General features: G+C 68.8%; 22 protein-coding genes. 12 read left to right on the plus strand and 10 right to left on the minus strand.

Annotation, left to right across the window (positions count from 1 at the left end; genetic code table 11):
• Positions 1 to 20: 20 nt before the first annotated feature.
• From OG587_RS03050 to OG587_RS03065, 4 genes are all read left to right on the plus strand, one after another.
• Positions 21 to 392 (plus strand): ClpX C4-type zinc finger protein, encoded by a 372-nt coding sequence (locus tag OG587_RS03050; RefSeq protein WP_329086603.1) that lies wholly within the window; start codon positions 21 to 23, stop codon positions 390 to 392.
• A gap of 92 nt (positions 393 to 484) precedes the next feature.
• Complete coding sequence (locus OG587_RS03055) at positions 485 to 1,339, plus strand: NAD-dependent protein deacetylase (protein WP_329086605.1); 855 nt, start codon at positions 485 to 487, stop codon at positions 1,337 to 1,339.
• A gap of 102 nt (positions 1,340 to 1,441) precedes the next feature.
• On the plus strand, positions 1,442 to 1,726 hold the full coding sequence (locus OG587_RS03060) for a hypothetical protein (protein ID WP_329086607.1): 285 nt from the start codon (positions 1,442 to 1,444) through the stop codon (positions 1,724 to 1,726).
• 28 nt (positions 1,727 to 1,754) lie between these two features.
• Positions 1,755 to 2,489, plus strand: coding sequence for a phytanoyl-CoA dioxygenase family protein (locus OG587_RS03065; protein WP_329086608.1), 735 nt, complete (start codon positions 1,755 to 1,757; stop codon positions 2,487 to 2,489).
• Positions 2,490 to 2,567: 78 nt separating this feature from the next.
• On the opposite strand, the gene OG587_RS03070 is transcribed toward OG587_RS03065, so the two are convergent.
• A complete protein-coding gene (locus tag OG587_RS03070) occupies positions 2,568 to 3,593 on the minus strand; it encodes an endonuclease/exonuclease/phosphatase family protein (protein WP_329086610.1) in 1,026 nt (341 codons plus the stop codon).
• A 649-nt stretch (positions 3,594 to 4,242) separates the two neighbouring features.
• Between OG587_RS03070 and OG587_RS03075 the strand changes: the two genes are divergently transcribed.
• Entirely contained in the window at positions 4,243 to 5,136 is an 894-nt protein-coding gene (locus OG587_RS03075; RefSeq protein WP_329086612.1) for an alpha/beta hydrolase, read from the plus strand.
• A gap of 216 nt (positions 5,137 to 5,352) precedes the next feature.
• Here the strand turns inward: OG587_RS03075 and OG587_RS03080 are convergent, their stop codons facing one another.
• The 3 genes from OG587_RS03080 to OG587_RS03090 all read right to left on the minus strand — a co-directional run bounded on the left by OG587_RS03080 (position 5,353) and on the right by OG587_RS03090 (position 7,727).
• Complete coding sequence (locus OG587_RS03080; protein WP_329086614.1) at positions 5,353 to 5,811, minus strand: tetratricopeptide repeat protein; 459 nt, start codon at positions 5,809 to 5,811, stop codon at positions 5,353 to 5,355.
• 92 nt (positions 5,812 to 5,903) lie between these two features.
• Positions 5,904 to 7,115: an MFS transporter gene (locus OG587_RS03085; protein ID WP_329086616.1), complete on the minus strand. Its 1,212-nt coding sequence runs from the start codon at positions 7,113 to 7,115 to the stop codon at positions 5,904 to 5,906.
• Positions 7,116 to 7,340: 225 nt separating this feature from the next.
• On the minus strand, positions 7,341 to 7,727 hold the full coding sequence (locus tag OG587_RS03090) for a winged helix-turn-helix transcriptional regulator (RefSeq protein ID WP_329086617.1): 387 nt from the start codon (positions 7,725 to 7,727) through the stop codon (positions 7,341 to 7,343).
• A 59-nt stretch (positions 7,728 to 7,786) separates the two neighbouring features.
• Here OG587_RS03090 and OG587_RS03095 point away from each other — a divergent pair, with 59 nt between their 5' ends.
• A complete protein-coding gene (locus tag OG587_RS03095; RefSeq protein ID WP_329086619.1) occupies positions 7,787 to 8,194 on the plus strand; it encodes a YybH family protein in 408 nt (135 codons plus the stop codon).
• A gap of 135 nt (positions 8,195 to 8,329) precedes the next feature.
• Here the strand turns inward: OG587_RS03095 and OG587_RS03100 are convergent, their stop codons facing one another.
• A complete protein-coding gene (locus tag OG587_RS03100) occupies positions 8,330 to 9,097 on the minus strand; it encodes a MerR family transcriptional regulator (RefSeq protein WP_329086621.1) in 768 nt (255 codons plus the stop codon).
• 347 nt (positions 9,098 to 9,444) lie between these two features.
• On the opposite strand from OG587_RS03100, the gene OG587_RS03105 reads away from it, so the two are divergent.
• Positions 9,445 to 9,780 (plus strand): PadR family transcriptional regulator, encoded by a 336-nt coding sequence (locus tag OG587_RS03105; protein WP_443075420.1) that lies wholly within the window; start codon positions 9,445 to 9,447, stop codon positions 9,778 to 9,780.
• Positions 9,780 to 10,718: an HAAS signaling domain-containing protein gene (locus OG587_RS03110; RefSeq protein ID WP_329086623.1), complete on the plus strand. Its 939-nt coding sequence runs from the start codon at positions 9,780 to 9,782 to the stop codon at positions 10,716 to 10,718. Before OG587_RS03105 ends, OG587_RS03110 begins: the two co-directional genes overlap by 1 nt.
• A 303-nt stretch (positions 10,719 to 11,021) precedes the next feature.
• Here OG587_RS03110 and OG587_RS03115 read toward each other — a convergent pair whose 3' ends face one another.
• Both OG587_RS03115 and OG587_RS03120 read right to left on the minus strand, forming a co-directional pair.
• Positions 11,022 to 11,525 carry a calcium-binding protein gene (locus OG587_RS03115; RefSeq protein WP_329086625.1) on the minus strand — a complete coding sequence of 168 codons (504 nt, stop codon included), beginning with the start codon at positions 11,523 to 11,525 and terminating at the stop codon, positions 11,022 to 11,024.
• A gap of 207 nt (positions 11,526 to 11,732) precedes the next feature.
• Positions 11,733 to 12,515 (minus strand): hypothetical protein, encoded by a 783-nt coding sequence (locus OG587_RS03120; RefSeq protein WP_329086627.1) that lies wholly within the window; start codon positions 12,513 to 12,515, stop codon positions 11,733 to 11,735.
• Between the two features lie 713 nt (positions 12,516 to 13,228).
• Between OG587_RS03120 and OG587_RS03125 the strand changes: the two genes are divergently transcribed.
• Complete coding sequence (locus OG587_RS03125; RefSeq protein WP_329086628.1) at positions 13,229 to 13,954, plus strand: dienelactone hydrolase family protein; 726 nt, start codon at positions 13,229 to 13,231, stop codon at positions 13,952 to 13,954.
• A 201-nt stretch (positions 13,955 to 14,155) separates the two neighbouring features.
• Here OG587_RS03125 and OG587_RS03130 read toward each other — a convergent pair whose 3' ends face one another.
• Together OG587_RS03130 and OG587_RS03135 are read right to left on the minus strand one after the other, a co-directional pair.
• Positions 14,156 to 15,229: a phosphotransferase family protein gene (locus tag OG587_RS03130; RefSeq protein ID WP_329086629.1), complete on the minus strand. Its 1,074-nt coding sequence runs from the start codon at positions 15,227 to 15,229 to the stop codon at positions 14,156 to 14,158.
• 2 nt (positions 15,230 to 15,231) lie between these two features.
• The gene (locus OG587_RS03135; protein WP_329086631.1) at positions 15,232 to 15,702 is read right to left on the minus strand and encodes a glycine-rich domain-containing protein; all 471 of its coding nucleotides are present in this window, start codon (positions 15,700 to 15,702) and stop codon (positions 15,232 to 15,234) included.
• A gap of 271 nt (positions 15,703 to 15,973) precedes the next feature.
• Between OG587_RS03135 and OG587_RS03140 the strand changes: the two genes are divergently transcribed.
• The 3 genes from OG587_RS03140 to OG587_RS03150 are packed head-to-tail and all read left to right on the plus strand — an operon-like array spanning position 15,974 to position 17,781.
• On the plus strand, positions 15,974 to 16,387 hold the full coding sequence (locus OG587_RS03140) for a hypothetical protein (protein WP_329086633.1): 414 nt from the start codon (positions 15,974 to 15,976) through the stop codon (positions 16,385 to 16,387).
• Complete coding sequence (locus OG587_RS03145; protein WP_329086634.1) at positions 16,356 to 16,898, plus strand: DUF6879 family protein; 543 nt, start codon at positions 16,356 to 16,358, stop codon at positions 16,896 to 16,898. Before OG587_RS03140 ends, OG587_RS03145 begins: the two co-directional genes overlap by 32 nt.
• Positions 16,899 to 16,923: 25 nt before the next feature.
• Entirely contained in the window at positions 16,924 to 17,781 is an 858-nt protein-coding gene (locus OG587_RS03150) for a helix-turn-helix domain-containing protein (protein WP_329086635.1), read from the plus strand.
• Between the two features lie 22 nt (positions 17,782 to 17,803).
• Here OG587_RS03150 and OG587_RS03155 read toward each other — a convergent pair whose 3' ends face one another.
• Positions 17,804 to 18,553 (minus strand): DUF429 domain-containing protein, encoded by a 750-nt coding sequence (locus tag OG587_RS03155; protein WP_329086636.1) that lies wholly within the window; start codon positions 18,551 to 18,553, stop codon positions 17,804 to 17,806.
• Positions 18,554 to 18,579 lie beyond the last annotated feature (26 nt).

Raw genomic sequence — 18,579 nt, forward strand, 5'->3', positions numbered from 1 at the left:
GATCATCCCGGGAGGACCACATGCCGGCTCCGTCTCTCGCCGATCAGGCGATTCACTGCTCTTTCTGCGCGAAAGCCAAGGACGACGTGGACAGGGTCGTCGCCGGCCCCGGCGTGTACATCTGCAACGAGTGCGTGGAGCTGTGCAACCTCGTGCTCGGCGCGGCGTCCGAGTCCTCGACGTCCGCCGAGATCCCCTGGCCGGACACCATGACCGACGAGCAGATTCTCGAACTTCTGCCTCGCATCGCGTCGGTGAGCGCCCAGGTCGACGCGAACCTGCGGATCTGGGTCGACCGCCTGCGTGACCGTGGCGTCACGTGGTCCAGGATCGGCGCGGCCCTGGGGATGGCACGGCAGTCAGCCTGGGAGAGGTTCTCCGGGGAGGAGTGAGAGGAGGAGTCCTCGTCCCATCTCACGCCGCCATGTCGAGCACCGCCACCCCCTGAGTCCGCCCGGCATACGGGGTGAGGCAGCATGGAGGGGTGAGCGAGGGTACGAGCACGCTGGCGGGGCTGCTGGCCGGGGGCGACGTCGTGGTGCTGAGCGGCGCCGGGATATCGACGGAGTCGGGGATCCCCGACTACCGGGGGCCGGGCGGGACCATGACCCGGCACACCCCCATGACCTACCAGACGTTCACCGGCGACCCGGTGGCCAGGCGACGTTACTGGGCCCGCAGCTACATCGGGTGGCGGGCGATGACCCGGGTGGCGCCGAACAGCGGCCACCACGCGGTCGCGTCCCTCCAGCGGCGGGGCCTGGTGTCCGGCATCGTGACGCAGAACGTCGACGGCCTGCACCAGGCGGGCGGCGCCCGCTCCGTCATCGAGCTGCATGGCAACCTGCGGGAGGTGGTCTGCCTGGGCTGCGGCCACTCCAGCCCGCGCGAGGAGCTGGACCACCGCCTGACCCAGGCGAACCCGCGCTTCGGCGCCCTGCCCACCGCGATCAACCCGGACGGCGACGTCGAACTGCCGGACGAGGAGATAGACGGTTTCCAGGTGGTCGGATGCCGGGCGTGCGACGGAGGGATGCTCAAGCCAGACGTCGTCTTCTTCGGGGAGACCGTCCCGGCGGAGCGGGTGCGCGAATGCTTCGCCCTGGTGGAGGGAGCGCGCCTGCTCCTGGTCCTCGGGTCGTCGTTGACGGTGATGTCGGGCCGCCGGTTCGTGCTGCACGCCGCGAAGCGCGGCATCCCCGTGGCGATCGTCAACCAGGGCCCGACCCGCGGTGACGGCTACGCGACACTCACCGTCGACGCTCCCCTGGGCACGGTCCTTCCGGAACTGGTCCGCCTCATCGACACCGGGGCGGTGTCCACCAGCTCACCTCACTGATCCGCGCCGATCCGCCGGTAGGAGACCGATCCACCGGTACGGGACTTGATCCGCCGGTGCGAGCGGGGCCGTGCGACGGCCCCTGTGCGGCTCACGGAGCAGATGGCGGAGCGGCTGAAGGCGAAACTGGCCGGGACGCGCCGGCCGCGCGAGGTGCTGGAGGCCATCCTCACCGAGTCCATCCCGACCGACGAACGCAGCCGGACCTTCCACCTCGCCTACACGTCCTACGCGGTGCTGGCCATCACCGACAAGGCGCTGGCCGCGCACCCCTTCCTGGCCGCACCGGACGCGATGGAGGCGTTCGTGGCCGGTCGGCTCGCCCAGGCGCGGGACGACGGCGGAGAACCTCGCCGCGTACGCCCGGTGGAAATCCCGTGGAAGTGAATGCGGAGAGACCGCTAACGTGCTCCGCATGCACCCGTTCGACACAGAACAGATCCAGCGCTTCGTCTCCGACGGGTTCGTCAAGCTGGAGGCCGCGGTCCCCCGCGAGGTGGGCGATCAGGCCCGGGAGCTGCTCTGGCGGCAGACAGGGCTCTCCCCCGACGATCCGGCGGGCTGGACCGAGCCGGTGGTCTGGGCCACGGACCTCACCGGTGAGGGTGCCCTCGGGCAGACGGTCCGCTCGCCCCGGCTGGCCGGGGCGCTCGACCAGATCTGCGGCGCGGGTGGGTGGGCACCGCGTTACACGGTCGGCATGGTCCCGATCCGCTTCCCCAACGTGCCGCCCGCCGACGACCGAGGCTGGCACATCGACGCCAACTTCGGCCGTCCCGACGGCACCTGGGCGGTCAGCGGCAGGCCCGAGACCATGCTGCTACTGATCCTGTTCTCCGACATCGGCCCGGACGACGCGCCGACCCGGATCAGGGTCGGCTCCCAGCGCGACACGGCCGGGGCACTCGGCGACGGGGTGTTCGACTTCATCGAGGCGGGCGGCATGGTCGAGCGGGCCAGCACGGAGCGGCCGATCGCCCACGCCACCGGGCAGCCCGGAGACATATACCTGGTGCACCCGTTCACCGTGCACGCCGCGCAGGAGCACCTGGGCACCGAGCCGAGGTTCATGGCCCAGCTCCCCGTCATCCTCACCGACCCGCTCTCCCCCGAAGGCTCGACACCGCTGGCGCGAGCCGTACAGAGCTGACCGGTTCCGCCCGCGACCCGCCCGGCCTAACGGTCGCCGCTCGTCCGGTCCGGCACGAACACGGCCGCCCGCCGGGTGTCAGAGCTCGACGCGGGCCATGAGCGGCAGATGGTCGCTGCCGGTGGCGGGCAGGGTCCAGGCGGCGACGGGGGTCGCCGTACGGGTCATGACGTGGTCGATACGGGCGAGAGGGAAAGCGGCGGGCCAGCTGAAACCGAACCCCTGCCGCGTCGAGACCATCCGGGAGGTGAGCGGGGCCAGGCCACGGTCGTCGAGGGTGCCGTTGAGGTCACCCAGCAGGACGACCCTGTCCAGTGTTTCCGAGGCGACGGCCGCCCCCAGCTTGGCGGCGCTCTCGTCCCTGCGGCCGGACCCGAAACCGTCCGACGGCCGGATACGGATCGAGGGAAGGTGGGCGACGTACACGGCCACCTCACCGTGTGGCGTCCGCGCGGTCACCCGCAGTCCGCGGTTCCAGTCGGGCCCGACGTCCGCGGGCCTGATGTCCACCGGCCGCGAGTCCGCCAGCGGATACCTGGACCAGAGGCCGACGGTGCCCACGACCGCACGGTGGGGGTGGCCGGACGCGAGGACGTCCTCGTAGACGGGCAGGGCGTCGGGCGTCAGTTCCTCCAGGGCGATGAGGTCGGCCCCGGCCCGCGCCAGGGCCCGCGCCGTCCCCGCGTGGTCGGGATTCTCCTCGCCGACGTTGTGCTGGAGCACGGCCAGGTCGCCCGCCGCCCCCCGGTCGGCGGGCAGCGACCGGCCGCCGAAGACCACGCCCCAGACCACCGCGGGCAGCACCAGGGACACCGTCGCGAGGGCCGAACGGCGCAGCAGTGCCGGCCCCAGCAGTACGGGAACGGCCAGGCCGACCCAGGGCAGGAAGGTCTCCAGCAGGCTGCCGAGATTGCCCACGGTGTTGGGCACGACGGCGGGGAACGCCAGCAGCCCCGCCACCAGCACGGAGACCGACGCGAGAACCCACCCGCGCGTCCGGGGCTTCCCGGATGTCCCGCCCGGCACGTCCCGGCCCCACGCCCGGTAGCCGGTACGACGGGCGTTCCTCTCCTCGCCGCCGGCCTTCCGATCTTCAACGCTCATGCACCCGACCGTACGGTCACCGCGGCCCCGCCGGGCCTCCTCCGGCAAACAGCGCCGAGCTTCCACCGAGCGGACAAAGCGGGACTTCCTCCGGCGAACAGCGCCGGACTTCCTCCAGCGAACAGAGCCGGGCCTCCTCCGGCGAACAGCACGGCGGAAACACCGCGCCTTGACAGCGCTCGTCGCGAAGCCCTGTAATGACGTGCATGTCGCGTGCCACCGGCCGGGAGGACGGCGGTGGCATGGAGGCGCCGTAGCAAGGGATGACGTCGTGACTTCACACTTCACAGGCAGCGCCTGACCGCACAGCGCCCGCGCGCCGTCCCCGCGCCCGGTGGTGCTTGAGCGCCACCGTCACCCGCGAGCCCCTCACGAATCCAACGGGCTCGAATCCAACGGGTCGGTGACCGGCTGACGTCCCGTTGTCCCCGCGTGGTCATCGAGACCTCATGCCCTTCATGTCCGCGACCGGCTCGGCGCGCGATGGCTTCGCGCTGCCCGCACCACGGGCCCATCACCACCACCGCGCGCGTACGGCGTCCTCACCCACGCCACCAGCGCGCACCCCAGCGACCTCACCCGCGCCCGGAGCAGGCCGGACACGCCCGAATGCCGCCTGCCCGCCCGCTTGCCCGAAAGGGAGCACATCGTGAACATCACACGCATCCCCAGCACGCCCGCCGACAGCGCCGAGGCCCTGTCGGAGCTCAGGACCCTGCACTCCCGTCCCCCCGCCCTGCCCGCCGACGCCGACCTCACGCCCGTCCTGCCGCGCACCGGCGGCGTTCCCGGCACCTGGATCACCGCGGGCCGGGCCGCGGTCGAGAAGGGGGTGACGATCTACCTGCACGGAGGCGGATTCGAGTACAAGAACCCCCACCTGGAGCAGGTCATGGCGTACCGCCTGTCCCAGACGACCGGTCGCCCCGTTCTGGCGGTGGACTACCGGCTCGCCCCCGCCCACCGGTATCCGGCCGCGCTCGACGACGCGGTGGCCGCCTACCGCGGCCTGCTCGACCAGGGCGTGCCCGCGTCACAGATCATCCTGGCCGGTGAGTCCGCCGGGGGCACGCTGGTGCTGTCGGCGCTGCTGGTGCTCAAGCAGGCGGGTGATCCCCTCCCCTCGGCGGCGCTGGCCGTCTCCCCGCAGACCGACCTCACCCTGTCCAGCCCGTCCATCGACGCCAACGACGGCCAGGACATCGTCAACCGGGCCGTGCTCGACCACGTCCGCACCCAGTATCTGGCCGGGGAGCGACCGGACCTGGCGCCCCAGTCCCCCCTGCACGGCGACCTCCACGGGCTGCCGCCGCTGCTGCTCGCGGTGGGCTCGAAAGAGGTGATGCTCGACGACGCGCGGCGCTTCGCCGAGGCGGTCTCCGCCGCCGGAGGGGACGTCCGGCTCGACATCTACGAGGGCATGCCGCACGCCTTCCACGCGACCGTACTCCTCCCCTCCCCGCCTCCCGTCGCCACCACCCTGCTGCGCCGCGTCACGGAGTGGGCGCTCGAGCACCGCGGAGTTCGGCCCGAGCCACGCTGAACCAGGGCGGGAAAGACATGTACCGGGCCGTCGTCTCCTCCGAGTACGGCGGTCCCGACGTACTCCGGGCCGTCGAACTCGACGCACCCCGGCCCGGACCCGGCCAGGTCCGGATCGCGGTACGCCCGGCCGAGGCTACCGGTCGAGTTCCCGGCCGTTCCGGGGCTGGACACCGCCGGCATGGTTGATCTGATTCGTTCGCGGGAAATCGAGTCGTCACACCGTCGTCAGGCGATCGGCGAGCCGGTCCAGCCCCTGCCTGATCATCTGCCCGTAGCCGTCATCACCGAGTACGTCAACGGTGGCGCGTCCGCGTTCGAGGTGGTCACGCGCCCGGTCGAGATCGCCGAGCCTGCGGTAGGCGTCGCCCAGGTTGAGGTGCAGGGAGGGATAGAAACCGCTCACGGGACCGACGACACCCGCCTGCCGAGCCCGCTCGTCGGTCACCAGGTCGGCCGCCTCCAGGGCGCGAAGGTCCCAGAGCAGCTCCTCCTTCACCTCATCCTGGACGTCGGCCATCGAGTGGGCGAGAGCGCACCGATGCAGGGGATCGCCCGTCACCCCGATCTCCTCCCACAACTCGGAGAACAGCTCCCGGGCGGCCTCTCGCTCACCCCGCTGGCCCAGCTCGACACCTTCGCCGATCCTGGCCATCGTCACGTCGGGCTCGGTCATCCGGTCTCCTCAGCAGAAGGGCAACAGTGATCGGCGACTGTAACGGCCACCACCGACACAAACCCGCCCCGACCACCCCGACCGCGCCGGTCTCACCGTGGTCGCGCCGCTTCGGGTGCGGCTCGGCCGGCGGTGACCGTCAGCACCATGAGGATCGCGATCGTTCCGCCGAGCACCATGACGGTCGAGGGGGAGGCCGCGTCCACCACGACACCTCCGAGCAGAGCGCCGATGGCGATGGTGGCCTGGAAGGATGAGGTGAAGAGGATGGAGGCCGCCTCCGGCGCGTGGGGGGCCGAGGTGGAGAACCAGGTCTGCGAGCAGACCGGGACGGCGCCGTAGGCCAACCCCCACACGATGAGCAGCACGATCGCACCGATGTCTCCCCTGCCGAGGACCGGAAGCAGCAGGGTCGCGCCGGCGAGCATGCAGCCGCTGACGACGAACGTGGCCCGCAGGCTCCGTGTCACCGTCACACCCGCGATGAAATTACCGACGATGCCGGCGATGCCGTACGCGAGCAGGAACGTGGTGATCAAACCGGGGCTCACCCGAGTGACCTGCTGCAGGAAAGGGGTCACATAGGTGTAGGTCCCGAAATGCGCCATCACTATGAGGAACGTCAGAACAAGCCCGACCCGGACACCGGCACTGCGAAACAGGTCGCCAAGGACCGCCAACCGCGTCACCTGGACGGCGGGCAGCGGCGGCACCAGCACGATCAGCGCGAGAAACACCCCCACCGTCATCACTCCCATGACGACGAAGGCCGTCCGCCAGCCCGCGAGGTGCCCGATGAGCGTGCCCGCGGGTACGCCCAGCACGGATCCCAGCGGGACCGCGGAGAAGATCACCGCGGTCGCCGTACCGACCCGCTCCGTCCGCACCAGCCGTACGGCGAGGCCGGCGCCGATCGACCAGAAACCACCGATGACCAGCCCGACCAGAACCCGGGAAATCACCATGACCCAGTAGGCAGGTGCGGCAGCCGCGAGGAAGTTCGCGACGGCCAGGAGGAGCATCAGGGCGCACAGCATCAGGCGCCGGTCGAGTCGCCCGGTCGCGACGGTGACCGCCGGGGCGGCGATCGCGGCCAGAATGCCGGGAATCGTCATCATCAGACCCGCCGCACCGTCGGAGATGTCGAAACTGGACCCGATGGACGTCAGCAAGCCGATCGGCAAGATCTCGGCGGTGACGATCGAGAAGATCCCCGACATCACTGAGACAACGGCGAGCCAACCGATCAGTGGTGATCGGGCCGGCACGGCGGAGGCGGCGGTAGAGGTGGTGATCGTGGGCACGCGCCCAGTCCAGCAGCGATCGCCGCCACGGGCTGGCGGGTTTGAGACCTCACCATTGGAACCCGTGGCGAGTGGCCCCGCACCCCACGCCGACCGGGTTTCCCTCCGATCGGGAGCGGCACCCGTCCCGAGACAACCCGGTCGGGGTTCGGAGGCCCCCGCCAGAAGCGTCACCCTTTCGACGCCGCCCGGCGGACCAGGCGGAGCCACGCCCCGAGCTCACCGCTACCGGGTCTCGGCCTGCGGGGACGTCCCGTGCTGCGCGCCCCAGTCCCACAGCGCCTGGAGGACGGGGCCGAGGTCACGCCCGTAAGGGGTGAGGCTGTAACGCACCCGGGGCGGCCAGCCGGGCCGGCGGTGGCGATCGAGCACACCGGCCTCGGTCAGATGCGCCAGCCGATCGGACAGCACCTTGTCCGACAGTGCGGGCAGTGCCTGGCGAAGCTCGCTGAACGTATGGTCGCCCCGCAGCAGTTCACGGACGAGCAGGGTCGTCCAGCGCCCGTGCAGGGCCGCCAGGGTGATCTCCACCGGACATGACGGGGTGGGTTCGGTGACGTCCGCGCGAGGGTCGTCGGGCAGGCCCGGATGACCAACCGTTTGGTGAGCCACGAAGGCGCCTCCTAGCGTTGCCGCGTATGACTTCTACCTGACTAGATGGAAACGAGTCGATGATGCGACAGCTTGCCGAACGTCCCGAGGACGTGCCCGCGGTCTTCGCCGAGCGGTTCAACCGCGGTGACGCGGAGGCCGTGGCGGAAATCTACGAGAGCGGGGCGGTGTTCGTCCCGGAGTCGGGCGCGCCACTGACCGGGCAGCAGCTCGACGCCGCCAACGGCCACTTCCTGGACCTGGGACTGCCGATCACCGTCCGGCCACGGCAAGTTTATACCGCGGGTGACCTCGCCCTGCTGGTCGTCGACTGGGTCATCGACGGCACGGACCGCGACGGCTGGCCCGTGCACATCCAGGGAACCGCCACCGACGTCGCCCGACGCGGGCAGGACGGGTACTGGAGGTACGCCATCGACAACCCCTTCGGCGTACGGACGGAAACCGACGGTCAGGGGGACCATTGACGGCTGCCGCCGTTCGTTCACCCCGCCGGCCGGTGTGCGCCGGTTCGACACAGCGACGCATGGCCCGGCGAGCCCGCTCGACCTCACGATCCTTGTGAAGGATCTGCAGTTCCTTCACCCCTCATCCGGCGAGGTTCAGCTCAACCGGGCGTGCGCGTACGCGGCCATGGCGTCGCGCATGTACGCGGCCAGGCCCTCGGCGATCCGCTCGTAGTTCGCCCTGAACCGCTCGTCGTCGACCTGCATCTGGCCCAGGTGCGCGTACTCCGTCGCGGTCGGCGTCCAGAATCGGGTCATCTGCCGGTGGTGGACGTCGAGCTCGGCGAAGACCGCGGGGTCGTCGGCCGGGGTGCCGGTGGCCATGAGCTCGGCCATCCGGATCATTCCCGCCGTCGCCTCCTGCCCCATGCGCTCGATCTCCTGCGGAGTCACGGTGTCCAGGAGCTCCTGCTGCCCGGACCGCTCCCAGTGTCCCGGCCACCGCTCGCGGGCCTCCGCGCCGTACCGCGCCCCGTCGAACCCCTCGAACAGGTTCTCCGGCCTGCTGATTTTGGACATGTCACCCTTCCCTTCGTTCTCCTGAAGTTCGGTGATGGTGCGGGCCACCACGCGGGCCACCGCGTCCAGCCGGTCGCGCTCGCCCAGCAGCCGCCGGTGGTGCTCGCGCAGTGCCGCCACCGGGTCGGTGTGCCGGTCGACGATCTCCCTGATCTCGGCGAGACCGAGGTCGAGCTCCCGCAGTACCAGGATCTGCTGCAGCCGCAGCAGCTGGTCCTCCTCGTAGTGGCGGTAACCGTTCCCACCGACCCAGGCAGGTGTCAGCAGCCCGATCTCGTCGTAGTGCCGCAGGGTCCTCGACGTCACCCCGGACATCCGCGCCACCTGTGCGATCGACCACGCCATGGCCAGCCCACCTGTTTCCCGCCATCACCGAGCCGGTTCTTCCGGCTCGTCCACGACGGTAGATGTTGACGCAACGGCAAAGTCAAGCCGGGAACGTACGGGCGAGGACCGGCCCGGTGACCAGCCACGGTCCGGAACCCACGTGTCGGCATCTCCTGCCGACCGGTACGACTCCTTCACCGCTCTCGGCGAGGGAGGCGACGATCGACGGGCCGACAACGTCCTCGATTGACGGGGCAGCCCGTCGAGGAGAGCGGTGGCGTCGCGCCGGGCCCGTCCACGCACGTGATCGGCGCGTATGGGGCAGCGTTGGACATTAGTGTGTGCCGCACAGTATCGTGTCGTTCGTGACCTCAGAAGCCCTGATCCTCAGCCAGGCCCAGGAGCTGCGGCGCGGCACGGTGGTGCTGGCCTGCCTGGCACTGCTCCAGAAGCCGCAGTACGGCTATGCGCTCCTTGAGACGCTCAACGACGCCGGAGTCACCGTCGACGGCAACACCCTCTATCCGTTACTACGCCGGCTGGAGAAGCAGGGTCTGCTCACCAGCGAGTGGAACACCAGCGAGTCCCGACCACGGAAGTTCTACCGGGTCAGCCCCGAGGGCTCCCAGGTGCGCGCCGTTCTGGTGCGCGAGTGGCAGGACCTCGTTGCCTCGATCTCACGACTGACCAAGGAGAGCTGATGAGCACGAACACGCTGACCGAGCGCTACGTGCACGAGGTCGTCCGGCGGATCCCGGCCGACCAGCGCGACGAGATCGCCATGGAACTGCGCGCCACGATCGTCGACACCGTCGAGGCGCGCGACACGACCGACCCGAAGTCGGCGGAGCGCGAGGTGCTCACCGAGATGGGTGACCCGATCCGGCTCGCCGCCCGTTACGCGGACCGGCCGCTCTCGCTGATCGGGCCCGAGCTCTACCCGACGTACACGCGACTGCTGGTGATCCTGCTCGCCACCGTGCTGCCGTTGTTCGTCGCCGCGAGCGTGGTGATCGACGTCCTCGACGGCAACGACCTCGGCTCGGTGATCGGCGGCGGCGTCGGCGCGCTGCTCACCGTCGGCGCCCAGATGATCGCCTGGCTCACCGTGATGTTCGCCCTGGTCGAGCGGTTCCGGCGCCGTAACGGCGCTGTCGCCAGCATCCCCACCTGGACCCCCGACGACCTGCCCGATGTCCAACGCCCGGACAAGCCCGTCGCCAAGGCCTACGCCGCGGCGGTGTGGGAGATGCTACTGATCGGGCTGATCGTCTGGCAGCACATCGCGGAGCCCTACCGGGCCGACGGTGTCCGGCTGCAGGCGCTCGACCCGGGGCTGTGGTCGGGCTGGATCTGGCCGATCCTCGTGGGCCTCGCCGGCCTGACGGTGCTCAACCTGATCCGGGCCGCGCGCGAATGGACCATCACCCTGGCCGCCTGGCACGCGGTCGCCACGGCGTTGTTCGCGCTGCCCCTGGCCTGGATCCTCTACCGCCACCAGTTCTTCAACCCGGACTTCCTGACGGCGCTCGACGGAGTCCTGTGGGTGCCGGACGCGTTCTACACCGTCACCATCCTTGGCGTGCTCGCCGTAAGCGTGAGCGAGGTGTTCAAGCGCTTCCGCGAGACGCGCCGGTGAGCATCGCGCCGGCGGCCGTGGCCGAGCCTGACGCGGGAGACGGCAGGCAGTGGTGTGAAGGTGAGGCGGGCCCGTCACCAGCCCTGAGCTGTGCCGATTACGTCGGATGCCGGATCGGTCATAGCGGCTGATTCACGACCAAGCAGCACGCGCGAAAGGCGAGGCTAGTAACAGCTCTCCTTCACGTTGATGGTGACGGGGACGGACTGGCGGCTGTGCTGCCGGTGAGGCTGGACGCGAAAAGGCCGGGCGTCCCATCGGACGCCCGGCCCGCCACCGGCCCCCTCCCGCAAGGCCGGTCGCTCAGAGCTCGCAGTTCTCCTCGATCTCGCCGGTGCAGGTGTCGATGTTGGCGCCGCCGTCGGTCGTGTCGTTGCCGCCACGGCCGTTCAGGAAGTCGTCGCCGGTGCCGCCGACGAGGACGTCGCGGCCGCTGCCGCCCCAGAGGGTGTCGTTGCCGGCCGAGCCGAAGATCTCGGTGAACCGGTTGACGGTGTCGTTGTTGACGATGTCGTCGCCCTGGCGCATGTTGACCATGATCGTGCCGGCGTTCTTGCAGCTGACCCCGCCGGAGATCGGCTGGCAGTCGGTGTCGCTGGAGGTGACGCCCGCCCCGGTCACCTTGATGACGCCGCTACCGCCCTCGGCCAGGGTGATCAGGTCGGATCCGGTCGTGCCGGTGACCGACAGGCCGCCGAGGCTCACGGTCACGGCGATCGGCGCGGCCGCCTGGGCGGGAGCGGACAGGGACACCATGCCGGCCAAACCGGCGATGGTGAGCGCGAGGGCGGCGATGTGACGACGCATTTCATTCAGTCCTTCGATTCGGTGATCCCGGCCCCCGTCGGGCCGATGACCCAAGGAAAGCGCCTCGCCCCCCTCCGGTCTGTGTCGAAGTGCGCGCCTGGTACCGGCCCAAATACCTACGGGACGAACGCCCACCCGGGACACTCCGTCGTTCTCACACACATCGAGCACGCCGTAACTCGCTGAGATCACCTCGATAGGCTCACCTCATTTCTGAGGCGCCTTGCTTTTCCTTTCCGTCCACGGCTCGTACGTACTGTCCCCTGGGAGCACCCAAACCTCCACGTCAGGCCGGGCAATCGTCCGCAGCCGCATCGCCGTGCCGGTCGCCTTCGAGACCCGGTAGATCGCCACCCCCGTCCCGGTCCTCGATCGGACGATCACGCGTCCCGCCTGGTCGAAGTCGAGGTCGTCGATGTATTGCCCACGCGGCAACCGCACGGTCACCGTGCCGCTCACGCGGCCGGTACGCAGGTTGAGCAGGCGCAGCTGGCGGTACTTGGGCCACGTGCCGACAGGTATCGCCGCCGTGACGTAGTCATTCGCCAACGCCATCGGCGACAGCCTCGTCTTCAACCGCATCCGGGTTCGCAGCCCTCGGTCGAACACCGTCAGCCATTCCCCTTCCAGTAGCAGCCGCTTGCCGTCCGGGCTGAAACCCCCGAAGCCCCACGCATCCGTCCCTCCGGGAGATGGCAACACCTTGCCTGTCCGCAGGTCCGCGAAGACCCCCATCCCCGGCCCCGAGGTCCCTGTGACCACATAACTGCCGTCGTCCGACACCAGCGGCCACTCCTCGTAGATCGTGAACGCCGTGAGCTGCCGTGACACCACCCTTTCCTTGCCGTTCAGCGTCCGCTCGACGAACCGTCCATCCGATTTCCGGAAATAAAAGAAATGCCGCCCATCCCCGCTGACCAGGAACGGCGCCCGCTCACCGGGATTGACCGCGTCATCGGGCGCCACGGCGAGCGCCTGCGGCACCTCCACCACGTTTCCGTTGGTCAGCACCAGTTTCCAGGTCTGTGTTCGCTGCGCGTACGCGATCGTGACCGGCGTGGCAGCCGCCGCAGGCTGTCCGCTCAGTGTTACGGCGGTCAGGAGGAGCGTTGCGAGAGCTGTCCGAAATCTCATATTTCATGATATTCCAGGGGATTTTCAGAAGAGCTACGTTGGCGGTTGGGGTCACGTTCGGTTGCGACATGAGGTCGCACGCCTTGAGTGATTACGTGGAAGTAGGCTCGACGATGTCGAGAACGTAGTCCGGGTCGGTGTCCGAGACCTGTCCCCGCTCTGACGTGCGCTGCGGGTAACTGCGGGGTGCGAAGCTCAGGGAAAAGCCCAAGGGTGCCCGTTCCGTCCGGGGACTGGCTATGAAGGTGGATCCGAGAGCCATGTGTCGGTCGGTTTGAGAGCCACTTGCTGATCAACTGCCTTGGAGTGTTGGTGAAAACGAGAGCCATGCCCGTGGGTCTGGGGCATGGCTCTCGTGACGCTTTGTGAGGGGTAGGGCCGGAATACCTGCCGCGAGGGTCGGTCTCCAGCACCGTGGCCAGGGCAGGTGATCCGATAACACTGCCGCGGGAACGGGGTTTGTGACGGATCTTGTGAGCCGTCGCCGCATTTCAGAGGCACACCCGCGCTGTTCTGTCAGCGGTGAACACCGGCCCGACCGGGCTCGACGATCACTACAGTCCAGTCTCATGACGACGATCACAACGCGCACGGTCGAGTACCCGGCCGACGGCTTAACAATGATCGGGCACCTCGCGCTCCCGGTCGGTGTCGACCGCCGGCCCGCGGTCCTGGTCGGGCCCGAGGGGCCGGGGCTCAGCGACGTCGAGCGCCGCCGAGCCGATGCGCTCGCCGAGCTGGGATACGTGGCGCTGGCCTTCGACATCCACGGCGGGCGCTGGTTCACCGACCCCGAGGAGATGCTGGCCCGTTGCATGCCGCTGCTCGCCGACCCCGACCGGATGCGGGGCATCGGCCACGCGGCGCTCGACGTGTTGCGAGCCGAACCGCGGACCGACCCCGACCGGATCGCTGCCGTCGGCTACGGCACCGGGGGCGCCATCGGGCTGGAACTCGGGCGCGACGGCGTCAACCTGCGCGCGATCGGGACAGTCAACGCACTGATCACGGGCCGACCGGGCGAGGCGGCGCGCATTCGCTGCCCGGTGTGGGCCGGGGTCGGGTCGGAAGACCCGATCATGCCGCCCGCGCAACGGGACGCGTTCACCGCCGAGATGCAGGCCGCGGGCGTCGACTGGCGCCTCGTGGTCTACGGCGGTGCCTTGCACGCCTTCCACCACCCGCCGGTCGACCAGACCGTGCTCCCCGGCGTCGGCTACCACCCACGGCACGCGCAGCGAGCCTGGCGCGACGTCGTCGACCTGCTCGCCGAGTGCCTGCCCGTGACGGAGTGATCTGGTCAGTCCATCGTCGGTGGGTGGGGGTCAGACGGTCTGGGTTTCGGTAGCGGGCTCCAAATGACCGTGTGTCGAGGCGTTCGAGTTCGCGGATGAGGTTCCGGGTTCGCCGTTTGGGGTCGGTGCGCAGTTCGTAGAAGTCGGGGCCGAGGTCGTCGTATCGGGTGTCGGGGTCGCTGAGCAGTTCCCAGATGATGGTCAGCAGGGTGCGGGAGACCGCGACGATGGCTTTGCGTTTACCGATCCGGCGGGAGAGCCGCCGGTAGCGTTCGCCGATGCGGGTGGGGGTCCTGGACGCGCCGATGACGGCTTCGCCGAGTACGGCGGCCAGGTAGGGATTGCCTTTGCCGGTGTGGTTATGACGGTCTGAAATGGCCCCCGCTCGCCCATGCGGTGGTGCAGCCATGCTCGCCCTGCCTCGGCGGCTCGCGCACGGAAATCGCGTCCTTCCACAGGGCCGAACCGGGCCTTGTAGAGACGGAACAGCGTCCACAGCGCAGCCAGAGCGGTAACGGCGTTCGCGGGTGCGGACCGCCACGCCGGTACTCGGACGAGGAGCGCCTCGGTCTGCTCCGGGGTGTGGCCCGCCTCGATGAAACGGGGGGCGAGCATGACAGCGTCCACCCACGCGGCACCGCGCACCGCGAACGCCCAGTCGATGGCATATGCCCTGCCGTCATCGATCCGGAAGTTACCGGCGTGCAGGTCGTAGTGGAGGAGGGTGTCGCCGTCCAGCGCATCGGGGCTGAGCTTGCCGAGCGCCGTCTCGTACATGGCCCGGTGCGGCAGTTCCTCGGCGGGAAGAGCGAGCAGCCGCGCGGCCTTGGCCTGGAGCATCGCGACGTTCGCGGCGACGTCCGGAACATCGCCACGGCCTGGGCACGGGGTGAGCGCCTCGTTCAGGACGGTCAGGATGTCCAGTACGAGCGGCACGTCCGGCGAACCGGGCGACAGGTCGGCGTCCCGGCCGTCGACGTACTCGTGGAGCAGCACGATCCATCCCTCCACCTCACCGTTCCACAGCAGGTGGGGCGCGGGCAGGCCGAGCGGCAGGACGGCACCCGCCTGTCGCTCCCGCGCGTACAGCGACGCGGCCGGACTGGCGATGGAGACGGCCTTGAGGAAAACGGTTCCGCCGTCCTCGGTGTGCAGCCGGGCGGCGAGGCCGGGCATGAGCCCCTTGGTCACCGGGTCGGCCTTGAGGACCTGGCCGATCCGCTGCTCGACGGCGTCGCGCACGTTGCTGGGGAGGTCGTCCCACTGTGGTCTCACGGTCAGCTCTCCCTCGGGTCATCGGCACAGCCCGCATAGCACTGGCTGCATTCGCTCGCAGAAATCCACAGCTTGGGGACAACCGGCAGGCCAGCGGCTCGCATGGCCTCGACGGTAGCCCCGATCGCCGCCACGAGATCGTGAATCGCGTCCTCGGGGGTGTCGACGGGCGCGTGATGAATGAACCGGCCGGCGACCTTGGCGCAGAAGTCCTGATACTCGCGGGTGTACGCCAGGAAGGCGTGCCAGCCGACGTCCACCTGCTTGGAGGGGGACAGACGCGCGTCCGGGTTGAGCCCGCACGCGACCAGAAACGCCAGGGCCTGCTCCATGACGCACGCGGCGTCCTCCGCAGGGATGTCCTCCTCGCGGGCGATGCGATCGATCAGAAATCCGAACAGTTCCTCGGGGATGAGGATACGAGGGTCGGCCAACTCATCGTCTGTGAGCCGAGCCGTTGTAGCAGCAGCCATTGCAGCCTCCGTTACACGGGCGATTCTTGAGGGAATCTCGCGCGGTGACGCGGCCTCCGCAGGAGAGGGGTGACAGTCGAGTGAGCTCGACGTGTCCGCAGTGAGCGGGAAGGAGCGCGTGCCTTGACGTTAAGGGGGCTTCCTACCTGCGGCTCAAGGAGTTTGAGCCCCTTTGCGGAACAGCTCGCGCGGCGGGCATCGCCCCTGCGACGCTGTGCAAACTCGCGCAAAGTCCTTGAGGTGATATCGCACCGCACGCAGGCTCGGTGGCGTGGTCATCCGCTTTCCAATCGGAGGAGAAGCCCCCGTGACGCTGCGTTTCCTCGGTAAGGACACCATCGACGGCGGTTCGCCGACGCTGTTCGAAGACGGCGACAGATACGTGCTCCAAGGATGGATCGTCACCGATCCGGCCGTGCTCAGCTGGTTCTACCTCGCTGACCACGAGACCGTCGCCGAAGTGCCGAAGGAGCTCATGACGTTCCTGCCGGAAGGCACAACCGTCCCCACCGGATCGCCTCTGGTGCTCGATCGCGGCGAAACGTACGTGTTCCAGGGCCCGCTCATCGCCGACCCGGTAGTGCTCGCCCAACTGGACCTGCCCGGCCATGAGACAGTGATCGAGATCCCGAAGACCGTGCTGGAGGTGACCCGTGACCTGGAGCCCCGAGGCGCTGACGTTTGACCAGTGGACCGCGATGTTCCGCTCGTGCGAGCGGTCAGCGGTCCATCTGGAGATGCGTGACCTGTACGCCGTATCCGCCGAGGACCCGATGTTCTCGGCGTGGAGAGCGGGCCACCGCGACGACCCTGCCGACGAGGCATCGTGGTGGCGGCCGTGGCTGAGCCTGATGCGGGAGACGACCGGCAGAGGCGTGGAGGTCAAGCGGGCCCGGATCGTGTCGGAACCGGTGACCGAGTACATCCGCTTCGAGTACGACGTCTCCTTCACCAACCTCGTGGCGGGCGAGCGGATACGGTGGCTTCCCCGGCGCCTGGCGTCCGGGATCGCACTGCCCGGCAACGACTTCTGGCTGTTGGACGGGGAGCGGGTGCAGTTCAACCACTTCACCGGAGACGGCGACTGGGCCGGGGTGGAATGGTGCGAAGAACCCGATGTGGTGAAATTATGCGCGGCGGCGTTCGACACGGTGTGGGCATCGGGAACCGACCACGGCGACTACACGCCCGCCTGATCACACGCCTCTGTCCGCACGATCGGTGAGCAGCGTCATGTCATCGCCGTCACACGCCGTCACTCAGGCCAAAAAGGCCCTGGGCGCCCGCCTGCGGGAGATCCGCCTCGCCGCGCGGCTCACCGGGCGTAACCTCGGCGACCTGGCGGGATGGCACTCCTCGAAGGTATCGAGGATCGAGCACGGCCGACAGACGCCATCCGAGAACGACATCGGCGCTTGGTGCCGTCACTGCGAAGCCGATGACCAGGCCGGTGACCTGGTCGCGTCACTACGCACCATCGACGAGATGTACGTCGAATGGCGTCGAATGCAGCGCACTGGTTTGCAACGACTTCAGCAGGCCGCAATTCCGCTGTACGAGCGGACCCACTGTTTCCGCGTCTACGAGCCGTCGCTGATCCTCGGACTGTTCCAGACGGCTGAGTACGCGCTCGCTCTCATGCGCGCCGTCGTCGCGTTCCGGCAGATTCCCGATGACAGCGCCCAGGCGGTCGAAGCCCGCATGCAACGGCAGAAGATCCTCGACTCCGGTGGCCGTCGTTGCGCGGTCATCCTGGAGGAAGCGGCACTACGAACCCGAATCGGCGATGCCGAAGTGATGGCCGCCCAGCTCGGCCACCTGCTCAGCGTGGCCTCGCGCCCCAACGTCAGCCTCGGGATCATCCCGATCCGCGACCGCGTCATGTGGCCCCCCAACGGATTCTGGATCTTCGATGAGGAACGAGTCCTGGTGGAAACCCTGTCCGCTGAACTGGCCGTGACCCAACCACGGGAGATCGCGCTGTACGCCAAGGCGTTCGCCGAGCTCGCTGAACTGGCGGTGTACGGCGCGGCAACCCGGAGGTTGATCACCTCGGTCATCGCCGCCTTGGACACATGACAATCTGCCCCATAGATCCTGCTCAACCAGCCGGGCGAAGATCGCTCAGAGGTCCGGTGGGGAGTGCGATCCATCCTTCGGAGCGCGCCGAACAAACTTGGTCCGGCGCCGGAACGGTCACCAGCCCCTGAGATGCAGCACGGGCGATGAGTGCAGCGATGACGGCGTCTATCGCGTCATCGGACGCCCGGCAGATCTGTTCGTGGACCCCCAGGTCTAGCCATGGCGCCGCTCTCTGGAGTTCATCGACTAGCTCCGCTAGTCCGCCACGATTCGCTAGACGTTTATAGCCCTTGTGGGGCAAGCCCCAGCATTTGAGCGATGCCGCAGGATAAACCTCCACCACAACACCGGTGCCACTGCGGTCGACCGGCTGCCCCTGCTGGGCAAGGTCGGCGAGTAGGGCCGCGCAGCGCATGGCGGTGTGCCCGATGCGATCGGCGGAGACACTCAGGGGTCTGAGTGCCAGCTCCGAGGTCACCTGGTCAGTGACTCGGAGGGCAAGCTCTCTGCGCCAGTTAATGCCTGCGATGCCGCTGGGCACCTCAACGTGCCCAGCTCGGTGAGCCGCGATAAAATCAATGAACTTGTCCGGCCAACCGAGCGGGCAGTCGATACCGGCCTTGTCCGCGCTCTTGATCGCCTCGACGATCAGATCATCGTCCGCCTGAATTTTGAGATCGCGGACTCGGGCACCGTCGGCAGACCAATCGATCCATGCCACCGCGGTCCGGTCTGCTTCCGCCGCAAGATCGACTCCTATCGTTAGCATCCTCCCACGATAGGAGCCCAGTCAAT

The organism is Streptosporangium sp. NBC_01469, assembly GCF_036227305.1.
GTDB lineage: Bacteria > Actinomycetota > Actinomycetes > Streptosporangiales > Streptosporangiaceae > Streptosporangium.

Excerpts from the sequence above, each read along its gene's own strand:
- OG587_RS03100 (WP_329086621.1), bottom strand. The coding sequence starts at position 9,097 with ATGGCGTGGTCGATCGCACAGGTGGCGCGGATGTCCGGGGTGACGTCG.
- OG587_RS03050 (WP_329086603.1), top strand. The coding sequence starts at position 21 with ATGCCGGCTCCGTCTCTCGCCGATCAGGCGATTCACTGCTCTTTCTGC.
- OG587_RS03080 (WP_329086614.1), bottom strand. The coding sequence starts at position 5,811 with ATGACCGAGCCCGACGTGACGATGGCCAGGATCGGCGAAGGTGTCGAG.
- OG587_RS03135 (WP_329086631.1), bottom strand. The coding sequence starts at position 15,702 with ATGGCTGCTGCTACAACGGCTCGGCTCACAGACGATGAGTTGGCCGAC.
- OG587_RS03155 (WP_329086636.1), bottom strand. The coding sequence starts at position 18,553 with ATGCTAACGATAGGAGTCGATCTTGCGGCGGAAGCAGACCGGACCGCG.
- OG587_RS03125 (WP_329086628.1), top strand. The coding sequence starts at position 13,229 with ATGACGACGATCACAACGCGCACGGTCGAGTACCCGGCCGACGGCTTA.
- OG587_RS03095 (WP_329086619.1), top strand. The coding sequence starts at position 7,787 with ATGATGCGACAGCTTGCCGAACGTCCCGAGGACGTGCCCGCGGTCTTC.
- OG587_RS03115 (WP_329086625.1), bottom strand. The coding sequence starts at position 11,525 with ATGCGTCGTCACATCGCCGCCCTCGCGCTCACCATCGCCGGTTTGGCC.
- OG587_RS03110 (WP_329086623.1), top strand. The coding sequence starts at position 9,780 with ATGAGCACGAACACGCTGACCGAGCGCTACGTGCACGAGGTCGTCCGG.
- OG587_RS03065 (WP_329086608.1), top strand. The coding sequence starts at position 1,755 with ATGCACCCGTTCGACACAGAACAGATCCAGCGCTTCGTCTCCGACGGG.
- OG587_RS03070 (WP_329086610.1), bottom strand. The coding sequence starts at position 3,593 with ATGAGCGTTGAAGATCGGAAGGCCGGCGGCGAGGAGAGGAACGCCCGT.
- OG587_RS03060 (WP_329086607.1), top strand. The coding sequence starts at position 1,442 with ATGGCGGAGCGGCTGAAGGCGAAACTGGCCGGGACGCGCCGGCCGCGC.